18 protein-coding genes are annotated in these 17,488 nt (G+C 65.4%); all 18 read right to left on the reverse strand.

Annotation, left to right across the window (positions count from 1 at the left end; genetic code table 11):
- Positions 1-927: a malonate decarboxylase subunit epsilon gene (gene mdcH / locus RTH74_RS07705; protein WP_316914272.1), complete on the reverse strand. Its 927-nt coding sequence runs from the start codon at positions 925-927 to the stop codon at positions 1-3.
- Positions 924-1,559 (reverse strand): malonate decarboxylase holo-ACP synthase, encoded by a 636-nt coding sequence (locus tag RTH74_RS07710; protein ID WP_316914273.1) that lies wholly within the window; start codon positions 1,557-1,559, stop codon positions 924-926. The genes mdcH and RTH74_RS07710 overlap by 4 nt, the downstream gene beginning before the upstream one ends.
- Before the next feature lie 87 nt (positions 1,560-1,646).
- Entirely contained in the window at positions 1,647-2,453 is an 807-nt protein-coding gene (gene mdcE / locus RTH74_RS07715) for a biotin-independent malonate decarboxylase subunit gamma (protein WP_316914274.1), read from the reverse strand.
- 2 nt (positions 2,454-2,455) lie between these two features.
- Positions 2,456-3,307 carry a biotin-independent malonate decarboxylase subunit beta gene (locus tag RTH74_RS07720; protein ID WP_316914275.1) on the reverse strand — a complete coding sequence of 284 codons (852 nt, stop codon included), beginning with the start codon at positions 3,305-3,307 and terminating at the stop codon, positions 2,456-2,458.
- Positions 3,300-3,599: a malonate decarboxylase subunit delta gene (locus tag RTH74_RS07725; protein WP_037005700.1), complete on the reverse strand. Its 300-nt coding sequence runs from the start codon at positions 3,597-3,599 to the stop codon at positions 3,300-3,302. The genes RTH74_RS07720 and RTH74_RS07725 overlap by 8 nt, the downstream gene beginning before the upstream one ends.
- A 1-nt stretch (position 3,600) precedes the next feature.
- The gene (locus tag RTH74_RS07730) at positions 3,601-4,479 is read right to left on the reverse strand and encodes a triphosphoribosyl-dephospho-CoA synthase (protein ID WP_316914276.1); all 879 of its coding nucleotides are present in this window, start codon (positions 4,477-4,479) and stop codon (positions 3,601-3,603) included.
- Entirely contained in the window at positions 4,479-6,140 is a 1,662-nt protein-coding gene (gene mdcA, locus RTH74_RS07735; protein ID WP_316914277.1) for a malonate decarboxylase subunit alpha, read from the reverse strand. The genes RTH74_RS07730 and mdcA overlap by 1 nt, the downstream gene beginning before the upstream one ends.
- Before the next feature lie 105 nt (positions 6,141-6,245).
- Positions 6,246-7,217, reverse strand: a complete 972-nt coding sequence (locus RTH74_RS07740) for a sensor domain-containing diguanylate cyclase (protein ID WP_125880894.1) — start codon at positions 7,215-7,217, stop codon at positions 6,246-6,248.
- Positions 7,218-7,295: 78 nt separating this feature from the next.
- On the reverse strand, positions 7,296-8,078 hold the full coding sequence (locus RTH74_RS07745) for a type IV pili methyl-accepting chemotaxis transducer N-terminal domain-containing protein (protein ID WP_099524881.1): 783 nt from the start codon (positions 8,076-8,078) through the stop codon (positions 7,296-7,298).
- A 299-nt stretch (positions 8,079-8,377) separates the two neighbouring features.
- Positions 8,378-9,400 carry a hypothetical protein gene (locus RTH74_RS07750; RefSeq protein WP_316914320.1) on the reverse strand — a complete coding sequence of 341 codons (1,023 nt, stop codon included), beginning with the start codon at positions 9,398-9,400 and terminating at the stop codon, positions 8,378-8,380.
- Between the two features lie 13 nt (positions 9,401-9,413).
- Entirely contained in the window at positions 9,414-10,331 is a 918-nt protein-coding gene (flgL, locus tag RTH74_RS07755; protein WP_099524885.1) for a flagellar hook-associated protein FlgL, read from the reverse strand.
- Positions 10,332-10,355: 24 nt separating this feature from the next.
- On the reverse strand, positions 10,356-11,723 hold the full coding sequence (gene flgK / locus RTH74_RS07760) for a flagellar hook-associated protein FlgK (RefSeq protein WP_316914278.1): 1,368 nt from the start codon (positions 11,721-11,723) through the stop codon (positions 10,356-10,358).
- A gap of 3 nt (positions 11,724-11,726) precedes the next feature.
- On the reverse strand, positions 11,727-12,848 hold the full coding sequence (locus tag RTH74_RS07765; RefSeq protein ID WP_316914279.1) for a transglycosylase SLT domain-containing protein: 1,122 nt from the start codon (positions 12,846-12,848) through the stop codon (positions 11,727-11,729).
- Positions 12,849-12,851: 3 nt separating this feature from the next.
- On the reverse strand, positions 12,852-13,946 hold the full coding sequence (locus RTH74_RS07770) for a flagellar basal body P-ring protein FlgI (RefSeq protein WP_316914280.1): 1,095 nt from the start codon (positions 13,944-13,946) through the stop codon (positions 12,852-12,854).
- A gap of 10 nt (positions 13,947-13,956) precedes the next feature.
- Positions 13,957-14,619, reverse strand: a complete 663-nt coding sequence (gene flgH / locus RTH74_RS07775; RefSeq protein ID WP_316914281.1) for a flagellar basal body L-ring protein FlgH — start codon at positions 14,617-14,619, stop codon at positions 13,957-13,959.
- Positions 14,620-14,624: 5 nt separating this feature from the next.
- Positions 14,625-15,410 carry a flagellar basal-body rod protein FlgG gene (gene flgG / locus RTH74_RS07780; RefSeq protein WP_316914282.1) on the reverse strand — a complete coding sequence of 262 codons (786 nt, stop codon included), beginning with the start codon at positions 15,408-15,410 and terminating at the stop codon, positions 14,625-14,627.
- Positions 15,411-15,555: 145 nt separating this feature from the next.
- Complete coding sequence (locus tag RTH74_RS07785; RefSeq protein WP_021487579.1) at positions 15,556-16,287, reverse strand: flagellar basal body rod protein FlgF; 732 nt, start codon at positions 16,285-16,287, stop codon at positions 15,556-15,558.
- Positions 16,288-16,296: 9 nt separating this feature from the next.
- Positions 16,297-17,484 (reverse strand): flagellar hook protein FlgE, encoded by a 1,188-nt coding sequence (flgE, locus tag RTH74_RS07790; protein ID WP_316914283.1) that lies wholly within the window; start codon positions 17,482-17,484, stop codon positions 16,297-16,299.
- Positions 17,485-17,488: the final 4 nt, after the last annotated feature.

Here is a 17,488-nt window from a genome sequence, read left to right on the forward strand (position 1 = left end):
TCAGCGGTCGCGGCTTACCTCCTGACGCAACATGGCGTCGAGTGTATCCAGACGTGCGCCCTCGAAGGCGATTGCCTGGCCGGCGTCGAAGACACGCCGGGCGAGCCCGGTCAGCACGCCGCCGGGTGGCAGTTCCAGGTGCAGGCGCACGCCGCGTTCATAGGCGGTGACGAGCGTGGCCTGCCAGTCGACGAGGCGGCTCATGTTGTAAGCCAGGTCGTCGCGCAAGGTTTCGGGATCACGGATCAGGCGTGCCGAGCTGCTGCTCAGGTAGCGCACCTGCGGTGTACGCAGCTCGACCTTGGCGAATGCCGAGGCCAACTCGCGAGCCGGTGCATCGAGCAGTTCGCAGTGCGACGGCACGCTCATGGCCAGGCGTTTGGCCATACCGGCGCCGAGGGCGCGAGCACGCTCGGCCACGGCGGCCATGGCGGCATCGCTGCCGGCGATCACCAGTTGGGTTTCCGCGTTGATATTGCCCAGGTACACCGGGCCTTCGGCTTCGGCCAGCAGGCGTTCGATGCTGGCCTGGTCGAGGCCGAGAATGGCGGTCATGCCGTAGCCACTGGGGTAGGCGCGCTGCATCAGTTCGCCACGCAGGGCGACCAGGCGTAAGGCATCGGCAAAATCCAGCGCGCCGGCCACCACAGCGGCGGCATAGGCGCCGATGGACAGCCCGGCGGCATAGTCCGGACGATGCCCACGTTCACCGAGCAGGCGCGCGGTGGCCACACCGGCAATCAACAGGCAGAGCTGCACGGCACGCGTGCTTTGCAAGGCTTCGGCCGAATCCAGCAGGCGTACGTCCTCGCCCAGCGCAGCGCTGGCCTGCTCGATAGAAGCCTGCACCACCGGCAAGGCGGGCAATGCCTGGAGCATGCCGGGCTGCTGCGCGCCCTGGCCGGGGAAGGCCCAGAGCGTGCTCACGCCGCCACCTGCTGTAACTGCCACGGATCACGTACCAGCAGCGGGCCGTCCTGGGTTTTCAGCAACACGCGCGGCGCCTCGCTGGCCCATTCACGCAGCGCCACGGCGCCGTACGGGGTTTCCAGCTGCAGGTCGATACGCCCGGGGGCCTCGTCCAGCAGGCGGCAAAGCGTGCGTGCCCATTCGCGCTGCAGGTGGTGCGGCGCACGCAGCGACAGATCGAGATCGCTATCTGGATGCGCGGCGCTGATGCCGCTGGCCAACTCGAAGCCCAGGCTGCCGGTCACGCCCCAGGCCAGGCCGAGGGCATCGAGAAGCGGCGCCAGCTGGCTCAACGCGCGCAACGCTGGCCACTGCGGCTGAGCGTGGCTACGCCAGCGCCCGGCCCGCGCCACCGCCTGCGGGCTGACAAGACGACGGATCTCGCTCACGCGCATCCAGGTGGCATGCCGCTGTTCACGCGCCACGCCACGGATACCCACCGCGACCCAGCCGGATTCAGCCGGCGCACGGCGCACCACCACCGGCACATGCCCGCCCAGAGCGGCACGAGCCCAGGCCGGCGCCTCCTGTGGCAGGTGCTCGGGGCGCAGGCCCCAGAGCAGATCATGTGGACGGGGGGTGGAGTGCATTGATGCGTTCTCTGTAGGGTGCGCCATGCGCACCGTTTCGATTAATGGTGCGCACGGCGCACCCTACGGTGGCCGTGCGCGACCTGTTCACCACTGCGCGCGCAAAGCCTCGCGCACCTGCGTGGAGGCCGCACGATTGGCGGCGCCCAGACGGTTGCGCAGGTCACGCGAGCTGGCGGCGATATCACTCAGGGCACGGCTCAGGGCGTCCTGCACGCGGGCCAGGTCGGCAGCCGTCGGCTGCGTCACCTGCTCCACGTCGAGCACCTCCGACAGCAGACCGAGCGAGGCGTAGTTGTCCAGGTCGTAGGCCATCGGCGGCACGCTGGCGGCCAGCGCCTCCAGCTCGTCGACGCTGCGCAGAGTGATGCGCGCGGCGGCGGCTTTGCCCATGGCGTGCACCATCACCCCGGCGTCGCGCAGGGCGATCAGGCGGTTGGCCTGGTAGCCATGGGCGAGGAAGGCGCCGGACATGGCCTTGCCCACCAGCAGGCCGATCACCGCATGCCCGGCCAGACGAGCACGAGCGTATGCGTCCACCGCGCCGGCCAGCGCCTGATGAATGCCGTAGGCTTCCTCACGACGACCATAGGCCTGGCTCGGCACATCGACGATGGCGATCAACGCACGCTTGTGCGGGTTGTCGCGATCCGCCTCGATGGCCTCGTCGACCGCCTGCGCCAAACCCCAGCCTTCGAGCAGACCGACCTCGCCGTTGCGAGCGCGAGGAAAAGGATTGTTGGCGTCGGCGATCACGGCGAGATAACGCACCGCCTGGCCCGCCAACTCACCGTCGGCCACCCGCAGCGAGGCGGGCAAACCTGGCAGCGACTGAGCATCGCCGGCCAGGGCGTTGAACCAGTGCAGGCCGCGTTGTTCCTGTGCAGTTGTCATGTTCATGCTCCCTGGTAGGCGCTGCGCACAGCAGCGGCATCGGCCTGAATCGAAGTGTCGACGTCACGCAGGCGTTCAAGGAACCAGGCGTGGCGACGGCTGCGTTCCAACGCGGGTTTACCATTGGCGAACAGCCCATGCAGCTCGCTGCGAATGGCCTCGACGTCATCACTCACGTAGCCATCGACCAGACCGCTGGCGTGGCGCTGCTCGCCGCCGGTCAGGCTCCAGATAAAGGGGCGGTCGCGGGAGTCGTATTCATCGAGCCCGGCTTCCTGCTCGATCACCTGCGGACCGTTGAGGCCCAGACGCGCCTCGCGGGTGACCAGCAGGTAGCTGCACAGCCCGGCGGCGATGGACATGCCACCGAAGCAGCCGACCGGGCCAGCGACCAGGCCGATCACCGGCTGGTATTGGCGCAGATCGACGATGGCGGCCTGGATCTCGGCGATGGCCGCCAGCCCCAGGTTGGCTTCCTGTAAGCGCACGCCGCCGGTTTCCAGCAGCAGTACGGCGCGGGTCGGCGTACCGTTACGGTTGTCTTCGGCGGCCAGCTCCAGGGCGCCGGCGATCTTCGCCCCGCCCACTTCGCCAAGGCTGCCGCCCTGGAAGGCACCTTCGATGGCGATCACCACGGCAGGCGCGCCGTCGATCAGCCCCTTGGCCACCACCACGCCGTCATCGGCCTGGGGCACGATGCCCTGCTTGGGCAGCCAGGGCGACATCAGCCGGGCGAAGGGATCGAGCAGCTCGCGGAAGCTGCCGGCATCGAGCAGTGCGCGAGCTCGCTGACGGGCACCGAGTTCGGTGAAGCTGCGCTGCGCCAGCAGGCGTGCAATGTTTTGCTCAGCCATGGTTCAGTTCCTCCAGGCCTTGCTCCAGGCGTAGGCGCACCACGCCGGGCGTGGCGCCAAAATCATGAATGGCGATGTTCAGCGCGGGCAGCTGCTGCTCGCGGAACATGCGTTCGAACAGCAGTTGCCAGCGCGGCGCGCTACCGTTCACCGAGGTCACCACCTGAATCGCCAGGGTGCCGGCCTGGCCAGGTTCGAGCAGCACTTCCAGGTCGCCGGAACCGACGCAACCCACCAGCGCGCGGCCCTTGGCCGGCTGCCCGGCGGGGAATTGAAAAGACAGGGTTTCCATTTCACAGACTCCCAAGCTGCGCCGGCAGGCCATGCTGCAGGCGGTCGAGGAACAGGGTGGCGGCGAGCAAATCGGCAGCGCCGCCAGGCGAGGCACGCAGGTGCAGCATGTCGCGCTCCAGATCACGCAGGCAGCGGCGTCCATCGAGGCTGGCGCAACCACCGGCGGCGAGCACTGCGCGGGCGCCGCTCTGCATACGGGTCAGCCCGGCCATGCCGGCGCGGTAAAGCACGCAGGTGTCAGCCAGCTGGGTCATGATCGCCAGCAACGCATCGAGGCGAGCGTTCTGCTCCCCAGCCCCGGCGGCGCGAGTGCGCACCAGTTGCGGCAGCGCCTGCTGGATCACTGACGGGAAGCCAAGCTGCGCTTCCTCACGGGCGCCATGCACGCCGTACAGACGGCAAACCTGCGCGCCATGGCTGTCGCCTGTGACGGGCGCGGCGCGGTCGTTGAGCAGGGCCAGGCGGGCGGCGCGCACGGCGACCTGTTCTGGTACCAACTCGCGTGGTTCAAGTGCGGCAGCAGCACTGAGCAGCCCCAGCGCCCAGATCGCGCCACGATGGGTGTTGACGCCGCCGGTGACGCGCATCATCTCCACCTCACCTTCTCGACCGATACGGCCAACGTCCTCACGCAGTGCCTGGTCGATGGCACCGCGTTGCTGCGCGGCCTCGGCCATGGCCTTGAAGCTTGGCCACAGGGCCAGCGCCGAGGCGTGCATCAGGCCCAGGTGCAGATCGGTGTGTGCGCCGCTGCCGCGACGGTCGACCAGCCCCGGCTTGGGCGACAGGTCGGCCTCGTCGATCAGCGCATCGACGGCCAGGTCGGCCAGCCAATCGCTTAGCGAGAGCTGCGGCTGAATTGCAGTGAGTGCATTCATCACCAGCTCCTGAACTTGGCGGGCGGGTTGTACAGGCCGCCCGACCACTCGACCAGCTCGGCGATGCTCTTGGCCGCGAGCAGTTCGCGGCTGGCATCGGTGCGGCGAATGCCGAGGTCTTCGGGCAGGGCGATCAGCCCTTCACGGCGCATGCGCGCGGTCTCTTTCGGGTCATGACGCAGGCCGATGGAGGTGACGCCGGCCACCGCGGCGATCATCGCCTGGCGCTCTTCCACAGTGCGCGCCTTGTACAGGTAGGCGATGCCTTCCTCGGTAAGCAGATGGGTGACGTCATCGCCGTAGATCATGATCGGCGCCAGCGGCATGCCGACCTTCTTCGCCATCGCTACCGCATCTAGCTGCTCGACGAAGGTGGGCTTGCCGCCTTCCTGGAAGGTCTCGACCATCTGCACCACCAGCTTCTTGCCGCGCTCGAGCAGCGGCGCTTCGCTGTCGCTAGGGCGCATGTCCAGCCAGGCAGGCGTCGAATGACGCCGACCGCGCGGGTCATGGCCCATGTTCGGCGCGCCGCCGAAGCCGGCCAGGCGCCCACGGGTGACGGTGGAAGAATGGCCATCACCGTCCACTTGCAGCGTGGCGCCGATAAACAGGTCGACCGCGTACTGCCCGGCCAGCTGGCACATCATGCGGTTGGAGCGCATCGAGCCGTCGCGGCCGGTGAAGAACACGTCCGGGCGCTGGGCGATATAGCCCTCCATACCCAGCTCGGTGCCGAAGCAGTGCACGCTCTCGACCCAGCCGGTCTCGATGGCCGGGATCAGCGTCGGGTGCGGGTTGAGCGTCCAGTTGCGGCAGATCTTGCCCTTCAGCCCCAGGGATTCGCCGTAGGTTGGCAGGATCAGCTCGATGGCGGCGGTGTTGAAGCCGATGCCATGGTTGAGCGACTGCACGTTGTGCTTTTCGTAGATGCCGCGGATCGCCATCATCGCCATCAGCACGTGCACCGACGTGATGTGGCGCGGGTCGCGGGTGAACAGCGGCTCGATATAGAAGGGCTTGTCGGCCACCACCACGAAGTCGACCCAGGAAGCGGGGATGTCCACGCGCGGCAGCTCGTCGACGATCTCGTTGACCTGGAAGATCACGATGCCGTCGGAGAAGGCGGTGGGTTCGACCAGCGCCGGAGTGTCCTCGGTGCTCGGGCCGGTGTAGATGTTGCCGTGGCGGTCGGCCTGGAAGCCGGCGACCAGCGCGACGTTGGGGATCAGGTCCACCAGCAGGCGCGAATACAGTTCGATGTAGGTGTGGATGGCGCCGACTTCCATCTGCCCGTCTTCGAGCAGTTGGCCGATGCGCAGGCTCTGCGGCCCGGCGAAGGAGAAGTCGAGCTTGCGGGCGATGCCGCGTTCGAACAGATCGAGATGCTCGGCGCGGCTGACGCTGGGCATGATCATGTGCAGGTCGTGCAGGCGGCCGGGGTCGGCCTTGGCCAGCGAGCGGGAGAGGAAGTCCGCCTGCTTCTGGTTGTTGCCTTCGAGCACCACGCGATCGCCGGGGGCGATCAAAGCTTCGAGGGCCGCGACGATCTTGTCGCTGGGCAGGACCACGCCATCGGCGAGGTTGCGCACCTGATCGAGTCGCCGGGCTTTTTCAGCGCGACGACGCGACCACTGCGGCGGTGGGGATATTGTTGTTGTCATTGAAGACTCCACGAGTTCCGCTGTCGTGGAGGCACATTAGGAGCGTGACCCTCGGGTCATCAATCAAGCAGCCAGCGCTATCGTTACGCTCAGGTTAACGATTGCTCAAGCGCGGGCGTCAGCGGCACCATCCAGCGTCGAACGAGCGGGCGCCTTGGCCACTTCCAAGCGGTCACGACCGCGTTGCTTGGCCTGGTAGAGCAACTTGTCGACGCTGTTGAGGAAGTCCAGCGGGCGGTCGTGGACGCCAGGCACGATGGTGCCCACGCCCAGGCTGATGGTGAGCAGCGACGACACCGACGAGCGTTCGTGGGCAATGCGCTGCTGGCGTACCTGCTGGCGGCAGCGCTCGGCGATATGGCGGGCGGCAGCTTCATCGGTCTCCGGCAGCACCAGCACGAACTCCTCGCCACCGAAGCGGCCGACAAAATCCCGTGGCCGGCTGGCCGCGCGACTCAGCGCCTGGCCGACGCTCTTCAGGCAGTCGTCGCCCTGGATATGCCCGTAATGGTCGTTGAACTGCTTGAAGTGATCGATATCCAGCAGGATCAGCGACAGCGGCTGCTGAGTGCGCTGGGCATTGGCCCATTCGGTGGCCAGCACGCTGTCGAACATGCGCCGGTTGGCCACGCCGGTAAGGCCGTCCTTGTAGGAGTACTCCTCCAGCTGCTTCTGCAGGGTCAGCAGCTGTTCCTCGGTCTTCTTGCGCTCGCTGATGTCGAACATGAAGCCGATCAGCGAGTCCACCTCGCCGTTGTCGTCGCGCACCACGTGCACCACGTCGCGAATCCACACGTAATCACCGGCGGCGGTCAGCGCACGGTAGTCGGCTTCGTGATCGACGCCGTTCTGCGATTGCGAGATGCAGAATTCCACCACTTTCTCGCGATCATCCGGATGCATGCGCGTCGCCCAGTCCTCGGCGCTGACCCAGCTGGCCTGCGACCAGCCCAGCAGACTTTCGATCTGCGGGCCGATATAGGCAAAGGTCATGCTCTTCCAGTCGATCTTCCAGGGAATCGCCCGGGTGGACTCCAGCAAAGTCTTGTAGACCGCCTGATCAGTTGCTTCGCTCATGCCCGTCACCTCTGCCCGACTTTCGCTTGGTTATAGCGCAAAAGCGGGTCAGTAAGGTGACGACCTGGCGAATGGCTATCAGGCCTCTTTGGCTTGCAGGCCGGCGTAGAGGCGGGTCAGCTCGTTGAGCTGGCGGAACAGCGAGTCGGTACTGACGGTGATCACGGTCGGCACGAAGTCCTGACTGGCATGCAGGTCGATGCCCTTGAGGGTGAAGCCCCAGTGGGCACGGGCGCGGCGTTGGGCGTTGGCGATTTCCTCGTTCGGCGTACCGCGGGCTTCCAGCTCCTTGAGGATGGTTTCGAAGTCGCTCACGGCCGTATCCAGCTTGGCATCCAGGTCCGGCGCCTGCACATGCCAGGACTTGGCCATGTAGAGCATAGCGATGCGCTGGGTTTGCACCCGCGCCCAGCCGGTACGGTGCACCGATGCGCCCATGGCACCCAGGTGCTTACCCATCAGGTCACTGACGGTCTGTGTCTGCTGCAGCAGTTCCTCACTGGTGGCGAGCATCTGGACGGCCTTGGCCTGCTCCGGTTTGGCTTCCAGTTGCTGGCGGTAGGAGGCCCAGGTACCGTCGATCCTCGCCAGCGCGGCCTTGATCTCGGCAGTCGGCGCATAGGCGGTCAAGGCCTTGTGGCTGGCATCGAAACGCTCGATGGTTTCCTGCAGCTGGCGCTGGGCGGCATCCACGCGCACATCGGCACCCAGCATCAGGTAGTTCTTGGCCATGCGCTGGGTCAGCGAACGCTGCAGACCGGTCATGTTCATGGCTTCGGAATCGCTCAACTGCGCCAGGCTGGGCACGCTGACCAGTGCGGTGCAGGCAAGCAGGAGGAAAGTCAGGTACTTCTTCAACACGTCGGTACTCCAAAAATTCGAGAACGAGGCAATGCACCGGAAGCGCACGCTACCGGTAACGGGTTGAACCCTTGAATGCGGGGTTTTTATTGGAATGGGCGGGCAGTTTCGACGGGCACGAGACCCAGATGCTGCGGAAAAGGGCGCGATCATAGCTGGTAAAACGCCATCATTCTGTGCGACCAGTCAAGAAGCGGACGACTGGTCGCCGCTCTGCAGCTACACGAATAAAAAAGCCGCCAGTCGCCATGAAACAAGGGGGAAAGCGACTGACGGCTGAGGAGTCGGAGCTCCGGCGATCAGGACAACAGGCTGACCACGCTGGAGCGGCTGATATTGGCCTGGGCCACCACGGTCTGAGTCACCGCCGCGTAGCTACTGGGGCTGCGGCGCATCAGGCTGAACACTTCACCGGCAAAATCCTTGGCCCACTCACGCTCGTTGTGATCGGCGTGACGGGCGAGAAACTCGCGAATTTCTTCCTGACGATGGCTGAGTTGCTCACGCAGCGTGCCGATCCGATCCAGCGCCGCGACTACTTCGTCCAGTGCCCGACGCAGTTCGCGGGCACCATCGAGGCGCGCCGCCTCGGGCAGGCGCAACATCTGCTCCTCATGGCTGACCACGGCCGCCTGAGCCTGACTCGCCAGCTTGCCTTCGCCCTGCACGCGTAGCTCGCCCTTGAGCTGCTGCCATTCGCTTTCACGCGCGCTGAACTTGAGTGCCCCGCCGTTATCGATTTCGGCGCGAATGCCCGCCGGCCCCAGGCCGGCATTGAAACGGCGGAGAATCTGCTGCTCGCTCAAACCCTCGTCGAGCACCACCGCCAGCGGCTCGGCCAGTTTGCGCCCGGCGCTGAACAACAGGGTTTCCTTGCCGGCCTGCTGCACTGCGGCGATGGAGTCCAGCCCTTGCAAACTGAAGCGGCTACGCACCGGCTCGTTGAGGCGCAGTTTGAAGCTGGCATCCAGCGCCTCGCCGGAGCGCTGGCCGCGCTCGGCGAGCAGCTTGCGTACCTGTTCCAGCTCGCGCTTGATACCGTCACGCTCGCCGGCCTGGGCATTGCTCAGCTCGCGACTGAGGCTGAGCTTGAGTTGACCCAGGCGCCCGGCCAGTTCGCCGAGGTAACTGTCGGCTGCCTGCATCGAGGTCAACTGCTGGTTGAGCTGCAGATTGAAGGTGGCACTCTTGCCGCGCGGCGGTGACGCGGGCTCAGCCGGCAACTGCTTGCGCTGGCTTTGCACGGCCTGCTCGCCCTGCACCGGGCGGCGGGCCTGAGGATCGAGCGCCGTGACGATCGGGAGCTGTTTATCGACCTTGATCACCGCAGGCTCCTTACAGCAGGCTGAACAACGACATCTCGTTGATCTTCAAATAAGTCTTCTGCGTCGCGCCAAGAGCCAGCTGGTAGTTGTTCAGGGCAATGGTGGCGCCGGCATAGTCCAGCTGCGACAACTCGCCTTCGATCTTCTGATTGACCAGGGACACATCCTCGTTGCTGTCCTTGAGCAGGCTCAGGGCATTCTGCCGGCCGCCCAGTTCGGTGATCGAGCCGAGCACCCGGCCATGGGCATCATCCAACGCGCCGAGGGCGTCGGTGATCTGCTGGCGTACGGCTGGGTCGGTGACGTCCAGCGCCGGGTCCTGCAGGGTGTTGATCAGGCCACGCAGCTCATTGAGCATGCCCACACCGGCACCGAACACGCTGGTCGCCGTGACGTTCTCGTCGACCAACACGCCGTTGGCCACAGCGGCCTGGCGATGCTTGTCGTTGCCAGTGATGCTGTAGGTCTGGGTGGCAGCGTCGAAGGCCAGCGCCGGGGTGTCACTGAGGGTGCCGGAGAACAGATAGCGCCCTTCTTCGTCGCGTACGTTGGCGAAGCTGAAAATCGTGTCTTCGATGATCGACAACTCACCGGCCATGGCAGAAAGGTCTTCGCTGGTATTGGAGCCGTTGGCCGCCCACAGCAGCAGATCGCGCACGTTGAGCATGGCGTCGGAAGTGGACTTGAGGTTGGCTTCCTGGGTCGACAGGCTGCCGGAAACGTTGGCGATGTTCTTGCGAAACTGCTCCAGACTCGCCTCTTCACGCTGCACGCGCAGCACCCGCACGCTGGCGATAGGATCGTCCGACGGCAGCAGGATGCGCTTGCTGGTAGCCATCTGCTGCATCAGCTTGCCCAACTCGGCAGAACTGGCGTTCATCGAGTTGTGCATCAGCGAGGTGATCTGCGAGTTGGTGATGCGCATCATGGCTGAGTCTCTCTAGAAGCCGCGTCAGAACGCGGCAAGCATTTCGTCGAACAACTGGTTGGCGGTACTGATCACCTTCATGTTGGCCTGGTAGGCCTGCTGGTAGGTCATCAGGTTGACCGCCTCCTCATCCAGGCTCACGGCGCTGACGCTGTCGCGCTGCGACTGCGCCTGCTGGGTCACGGCGGTGGCGGACTTGAAGTCAGCCTGGTTCTGCCGACTGTCGCTGGCCACCTGGCCAAGCAAGCCGGCATAGGCATCATTGAGGGTGACCTGGCTGCCACCCAGGGTGATGGTCTGGTTCTTCAGACCGAGCAGGTCCAGCAGCACCTCGTTGTTACCGGTCTCGCCAGCCGTCGAGGAGAACGCCAACTGCTCGGCGCTCAGCGGCTCGATACGCAGCAGTGCGGTGGTACTGGTGGGGTCGTAGGCGAACAGCGGCTGCCCCGGGTTGCCATCGAGGTCGAAGCCGGTAGCCAACACGTCGTTGACCATCTGCGCCAGCTGACCGGCCATGTCGTGCAGGGCCTCCAGGTTTGGTCGCAGGCTGTTGTACTCGACATCGTAAAGACCGCCGAAGGCGCCACCGAAGCCGTCCTGACGCAGCGGGAAGCTGGTGCCGGCGAAGGCCAGGCTGACTTCTTGCTCCCCCGTCGCAGTCATCGCCACCTTCAACTGACCGGCAGTAGGGCCGGCTACCAGTGGCTGACCGTTGGCCAGGGCGACGCTGACCGAGCCATCCGGCACTTCGTTGATGCGCAGTTTGGCGAACTGGCTGAGCTGGCCGATCAGACTTTCACGGTGATCGCGCAACGCGGTGCTGTCACCCTTGACCGATTCGGTCTCGACGATCTTCTTGTTGAGCAGCGCGATGTTTTCGGTCAGACCGTTGATTTCGGTGGCCATGGCCGTGCGCTGCTCCTGCAGCGCCTTGACCTGCGCATCGATGTTGCTGCTCAGGCCATTGAAACGCTGCGCCAGGTTGCCGGCCTCGCTGATGATCTGCTGACGCAGAGCGATCGATCCGGGCGTGGCGCTGGCTTCGCTGAGCGCGGCGAAGAACTGGTCGAGGCCAGCACTGATGCTCGAACCGGTGCCGGACATCAACGCTTCCAGCGCGGTCAGGTACTGCTGCGAGGCGCCGTAGAAATTCTGCTCGGTGGTCGCGCGCCATAGCTGCTGGTTATGGAATTCGTTGGTCATGCGGCGAATGCTGATCACCTCGACGCCGCCGCCGACGCTCAGGCCGCCCTGCCCGGCCAGCGAGCCGGTGATGGTCTGCAGACGGCTGAAACCGGGCGTATTGACGTTGGCAATGTTCTGCCCGGTAGTGGCCAGGGCCACCTGGCTGGCACGCACACCGCTGTAGGCGATCTGGTTGAGGATGGTCACGGCTTAGGACTCCTGACGCTCGAAGCGCATCGGCTGAGCGAAGGCCGCCAGACGCGGCGCTCGGGCGTCGTCGGCAGCGAATTGGGCTGTTACTGAAGACAGGGCGACGGAATCAGCGGCGGACTTAAATTCATCGCGTTGCATGACCTGTTTGCCGGCAACGGCACCGAGCAGCAGACCACTATCGGCACTCAGGGCGCTGGCCAGTTGCTGGCGGGTCTGCGCGCTGAGCGAGGTCTGCTGCACTTCGGCCTTGGCCGGCGCCTCGCGGCTGGCCAGGTCGCCGAGAATCTTGCGCGTGTAGTCGCGGGTCTCCTGGAAGGGGATGCGCTCGATCCAGGCCCCCGTGCCGATCTCGCCACTGCGCGGGTCGCCATTGACCTTGAGCCACTCATCGACTCGGCCGGGGCCGGCGTTGTAGGCGGCCAGCGCCAGCGCCTGATGGCCGTCGTAACGTTGCAGCATCTTGTCCAGATAGGCGCTGCCGAGACGCTTGTTGTAACTGGCATCGCTGGTCAGGCGCGCCTCATCGAACGGCAGACCGAGTTCGGCGGCCATCTCCCGCGCGGTGTCCGGCATCAGCTGCATCAGGCCACGTGCGCCCTTGGGCGATACGGCGTCGACACGCCCGGCCGACTCCTGCTGGATGACCTTGTCGACCAGGGCGAGAAAGCCCGCCGAGCCCTTGTCCCAGACCTTGCCCAGCCCGTCGACACCACGCTGCCAGGTCGCCCGCAGCGGCTCCAGCAGGCTGCTGCCGGAACGCTGTGGCAGCTCGGCCGAGCGGGCAGCAGCTGCGGCCGCATCCGGATCCACTGTGCTATCGCCACTGCCGGACAGTTGCTTGACCAGCATGTCGGCGATGCCGGTCTGCTTGCGCCCGGCCAGGGTCTCGGCCAGCACCTCATCGTAGAAGTCGCGCATGGTGTCCATCTCGCGGCTGCGCATCGGATTGCCTTCGGCGAGCACGTCGCTGGCCTTGCGCATCTGCTTGAGGATCTGCTGCAAAAACAGCGCCTCGAACTGCTCGGCGGCGGCCTGTAACTGCTGCTCACGAGCAGTACCGATACCGTCGGCGCTGCCGCGGTGGCTGTTCATGTGTTGGGCGAGGGAAACGATGCTCATGGCTCAGATCACGATCAGTTCAGCGTTGAGGGCACCGGCCTGTTCCAGCGCCTGAAGGATGCTCATGACATCGTCCGGGGTGGCGCCGAGGCTGTTCACGGTGTTGATGATGCTGTCCAGGCTGGCGCCATCGGGCCACTTGAACATGGCGTTCTTGTCCTGGCTGACAGCAACGTCGGAGCGCGGTACCACGGCGGTCTGGCCGCCGGAGAAAGCGTTGGGCTGGCTGACCTGCGGGTTCTCGCTGATGGTCACGGTGAGCGTGCCATGGGCCACGGCAGCGGCCTTGACGCGTACGCCCTGGCCAACCACCACGGTACCGGTGCGGCTGTTGAACACCACACGCGGTCGCTCACGACCTTCCTCCACGTCGAGGCCCTCGAGCATGGCCATGAAGCCGATGCGCTGGGTGCTGGTGATGGGCGCGCGAATGGAAATCTTGGTTGAGTTCAGGGCACTGGCGGTGCCGCTGCCGAAGCGGCCGTTGACCGCCTCGACCACCTTGGCAGCAGTCTGGAAACTGGGCTGGCGCAGGTTGAGCATGACCTCGTCACGGGTACTGAAATCGCTGGGGATCATCCGTTCGACGGTGGCGCCATTGGGCACGCGACCGCTGTTGGCAGAGTTTATCGCCACGCTGGAGCCGCTCTGCCCGGTGGCATTGAGGCCACCAACGACGACGGCCCCCTGGGCCAGGGCATAGGTCTCGCCATCGACACCCTGCAGCGGGGTCAGCAGCAGTTGGCCGCCGCGCAGGCTCTTGGCATCGCCCAGCGAGGCGACGGTGATATCCACGGTTTGTCCCGGGCTGTAGGACGGCGGAATTTCTGCGGTCACGGTCACCGCCGCGACGTTCTTCAGCTTGGGGTCGACGTTCGGCGGCAGGTTGATGCCGAACTGCTTGATCATGTTCGCCACCGATTGGCTGGTGAAGCGCACCTGATTCTTGTCGCCGGTACCGTCGAGGCCGACCACGAGGCCGTAGCCGATCAGCTGGTTACCGCGAATGCCTTCGATGTCCACCAGGTCCATCAGTGGCACGGCCTTGGTCGACAGTGGCCAGCCCAGAACACAGGCGACGAGCATACGTTTGATCATGGTCTGGGCCTCAGAGCGGGAACAGCGGGCTGGTGAAGAAGCGCGTCAGCCAACCCGCCGAGTTGCTGTCGCTGAGCACGCCGCGGCCGGCATAGGAGATGCGCGCGTTGGCCACGTTCTGCGAGGACACCTGGTTGGCGCGGTTGATGTCGTCCATGCGCACCAAGCCGACCAGGCGGATGTATTCATCGCCCTGATTCAGACGCAGGGCCTTCTCGCCCTTGATCAGCAGCGTGCCGTTGGGCAACACCTGATGCACGGTCACGGCGATGGAGCCGCGCAGGGTGTTCTGCTGCGAACTGCGCGCCGAGCCGTTGAAATCACGCTCGGCTTCGGCGGAGCTTTCCAGGCGGTCGTAGGTCTTGCCCAGCACCGTGGGAATACCGACAGACACGCCTGAGCTCTTGCCGAAGCTGGTGCCGGCGCTCTTGCTCGACTGAGTGGACTCGTCGAGCACCACGGTGAGGATGTCGCCGACCCGCACCGCTCGCTTGTCACCGATCAACGAGCCGCTGTAGCCACTGCGAAACAACCCACCGCCAGTGGTCGGCGGCACGCTGTAGTCCAGCGCCAGCGGCTCGTAGTGGCTGGAGTCCTCGTCGGGCAGCATCTCGTTGAAGCTGGCGCAACCACCCAGGGTCAGCAGCAGAGCGAGCGGGATCAGGCGCTTCATGGCAATCACACGGTCTGGTTGAGGAACTGCTGCATGCCCGACGCAGCGTCGAGCACCTTGGCGTTGGCCTCGTAGGCACGCTGGATGGAGATCATCGCCACCATGGCCTCGACCACCTGCACGTTGGAGCCTTCCAGCACGCCTTGCTTGAGATTGCCCAGGCCCTCTTCACCCGGCACGCCTTCGACCGGCTCGCCGCTGGCCACGGTTTCACGGTAGAGGTTGCCGCCAAGCGCTTCAAGACCGCCCGGGTTGGTGAAGTTGACCAGGGTGATCTGGCCCAGCTCCGAGGGCAGGCTATCGCCGGCCAGCACGGCAGTGACGATGCCATCGCTGCCCACGGTGAAGCGGCTGCTACCGGCTGGCACTTCGATGGCCGGTGTCAGTGGCAGGCCCTGGGAATTGACGATCATGCCTTCGGCATTGAGCTGCAGTTGGCCGTTCTCGGTGTAGTAGATGTCGCCGTTGGGCGCTTCCACCTGGAAGAAGCCGGCTCCGATGATGGCCAGGTCCATCGGCTGGCCGGTGGTCTGGATGCTGCCTTCGGTGAATACCTTCTGCGTGCCGGCCACGCGTACACCGCTGCCAAGCTGGATGCCCGACGGCACGGTATTGACCTCATCGGCCTGCGCACCCGGCTGCAATTCGATGGCGTAAAACAGGTCCTCGAACACCACGCGGTCGCTTTTGAAGCCGTTGGTGTTGACGTTGGCCAGGTTGTTGGCCACAGCGCTCATGGCCTTGTCCTGAGCGGCCAGGCCGGTCTTGCTGACCCAAAGTGCGGAACTCATGTGCGTTACCTCTTCGCTGTGGCGAACGCCGTATCAACGACGTGCGCCTGTGTTTCGTGGGAGCGAGCTCTGCTCGCGAAGCTGTGTCTGGCGAAACTCGATTCGCGAGCAGAGCTCGCTCCTACACGGCCGCCGGCTTTCCTGCTCAACTACCGCGAATCATCCGGTTGCCGGCTTCGGACAGATCCTCGGCGGCCTTCATCATCTTCACCTGGGTCTCGAACAGGCGGTTCAAGCTCATGGTCGCCACCAGCTGATCGATGGCGCCGACGTTGCTCGCCTCCAGGTAGCCGGAGACCAGTACCGGCGCTTCCATGTCTTCGGCCGGTTGGCCGTCGGTGCGCGCCAGCAGACCGCTGGCATCCTTGCTCAGATCGGCGGCGTCGACATCCACCACGCGGATGCGGTCGACCTCGGCGGTGACGAAGTCGCCACGCGGGATCACCGACACGGTGCCGTCGCGACCGATGTGCAGGCTGTCGTACTCGGGCAGCACGATGGGGCCACCCTCGCCCATCACGGCGCGACCATTGAGTGTAAGCCGCAACTCGGCATCGACCTGCAGCGCGCCGTTGCGCGTGTAGCGCTCGGCGCCGCCATCACCTTCGACGGTGAACAGGCCGCGACCCTGTATCGCCACGTCGAGATCACGGCCGGTGGCCATCAGCGCGCCGGGTGCCAGGTTGACGCCGTTGTTCTTCACCCGCGCCAGGTGCCGGCTGTCGTAGCCATAACCTTCCACGGTGACGGCCTGGGCTTGCTCCAGGTCGGCGCGAAAGCCGGGAGTGTTGACGTTGGCCAGGTTGTTGGCACGCACGGTTAGCGAGCTCATGGTGCGGCTGGCGGCGGTCATTGCGGTGTAACCGAGACGGTCCATGGGTCAGCCTCAGATCGCGCCGAACAGCACTTGGGTGAGTTCCTTGTTGGTGGTCAGCACCTTGGTGTTGGCCTGGTAGTTTCGCTGGCCCTCCATCAGGCCGACCAGTTGCTGGGTCAGGTCGACGTTGGAGTTCTCCAGCGAACCGGCTACCAGCTCGCCGAACGGGCCGACACCGGGCACACCGATCAGCGCGGCGCCGGAGTCGGCGGTTTCCACCCAGGCGGTGCCGCTGATGTTCTTCAGGCCGCCGGCGTTGGCGAAGGTAGCCAGCGCCACCTGGCCCTGCAGCATGCGCTGGCCGTTGCTGTAGTTGGCGTAGACCATGCCGTCCTTCTCCACCGACAGGCCGGTCTGCTCACCCGCTGCATAGCCGCTGGCGCGGTTGGTGGTGACGACGAAGTCGGAGCCGTACTGGCTGGAGTTGCTGTAGTCGATGGCGACGGCCATCGGGTCGACGCCCGGCAGGGCGAAGCCGACGTTGACCGGGCCAACCGGCGCGGTGAGCGTGCCGTTGGTGCCGAAGGTCAGTGCCTGCGGACCGCCGACGGCGGTGTTGCCCTGGTAGTAATAGGCATCCCAGGTGTTGTCGCCGGTCTTGACGAAGTACTGGGTCAGGGTGTGTTCCTTGCCCTGGGAGTCGAACACCTTGGTGGTGTAGGTGGAGTTGTAGGTGTTCACGTCCGCCGGGTCGAACGGCGCGGTGGTCGGCACGGTCTGGTTGGAGTCCAGGTTCATGACGAAGGCCAGAGTGTCGGTGGCGCGAGCCGGCAGGTTGGCGTTCTGCAGTTGCAGGTCGCCCATGGCGCCGACCAGCAGGTTGCCGGCGGCGTCCACTGGATAGCCCTGCAGGGTCTGCCCGGCGGCGTTGACGATGTTGTTGTTCTTGTCGGCGCCGAACACGCCGGCGCGGGTGTAGCTCAGGTCGCCATTGGTATCACGGGTGACGAAGAAACCGCCGCCGGAGATGGCCAGATCCAGGCTGCGCCCGGTGGTCACCAGGGAGCCGCCCTGGCTGATGCTCTGGGTGGTGGCCAGCACCTCCACGCCCATCGCCTGACTGTCGGCGTAGATGCTGCCGAACTCGGTACGCGAGGACTTGAAGCCGGTGGTGCCGGCGTTGGCGATGTTGTGGCTGATGGTGTTGAGCTGTTCGTTGACGGCGCTGAGGCCGGTCATGGCGATATTGAAACTCATGGCG

Source organism: Pseudomonas sp. zfem001 (genome assembly GCF_032621725.1).
Lineage (GTDB): Bacteria > Pseudomonadota > Gammaproteobacteria > Pseudomonadales > Pseudomonadaceae > Aquipseudomonas > Aquipseudomonas sediminis.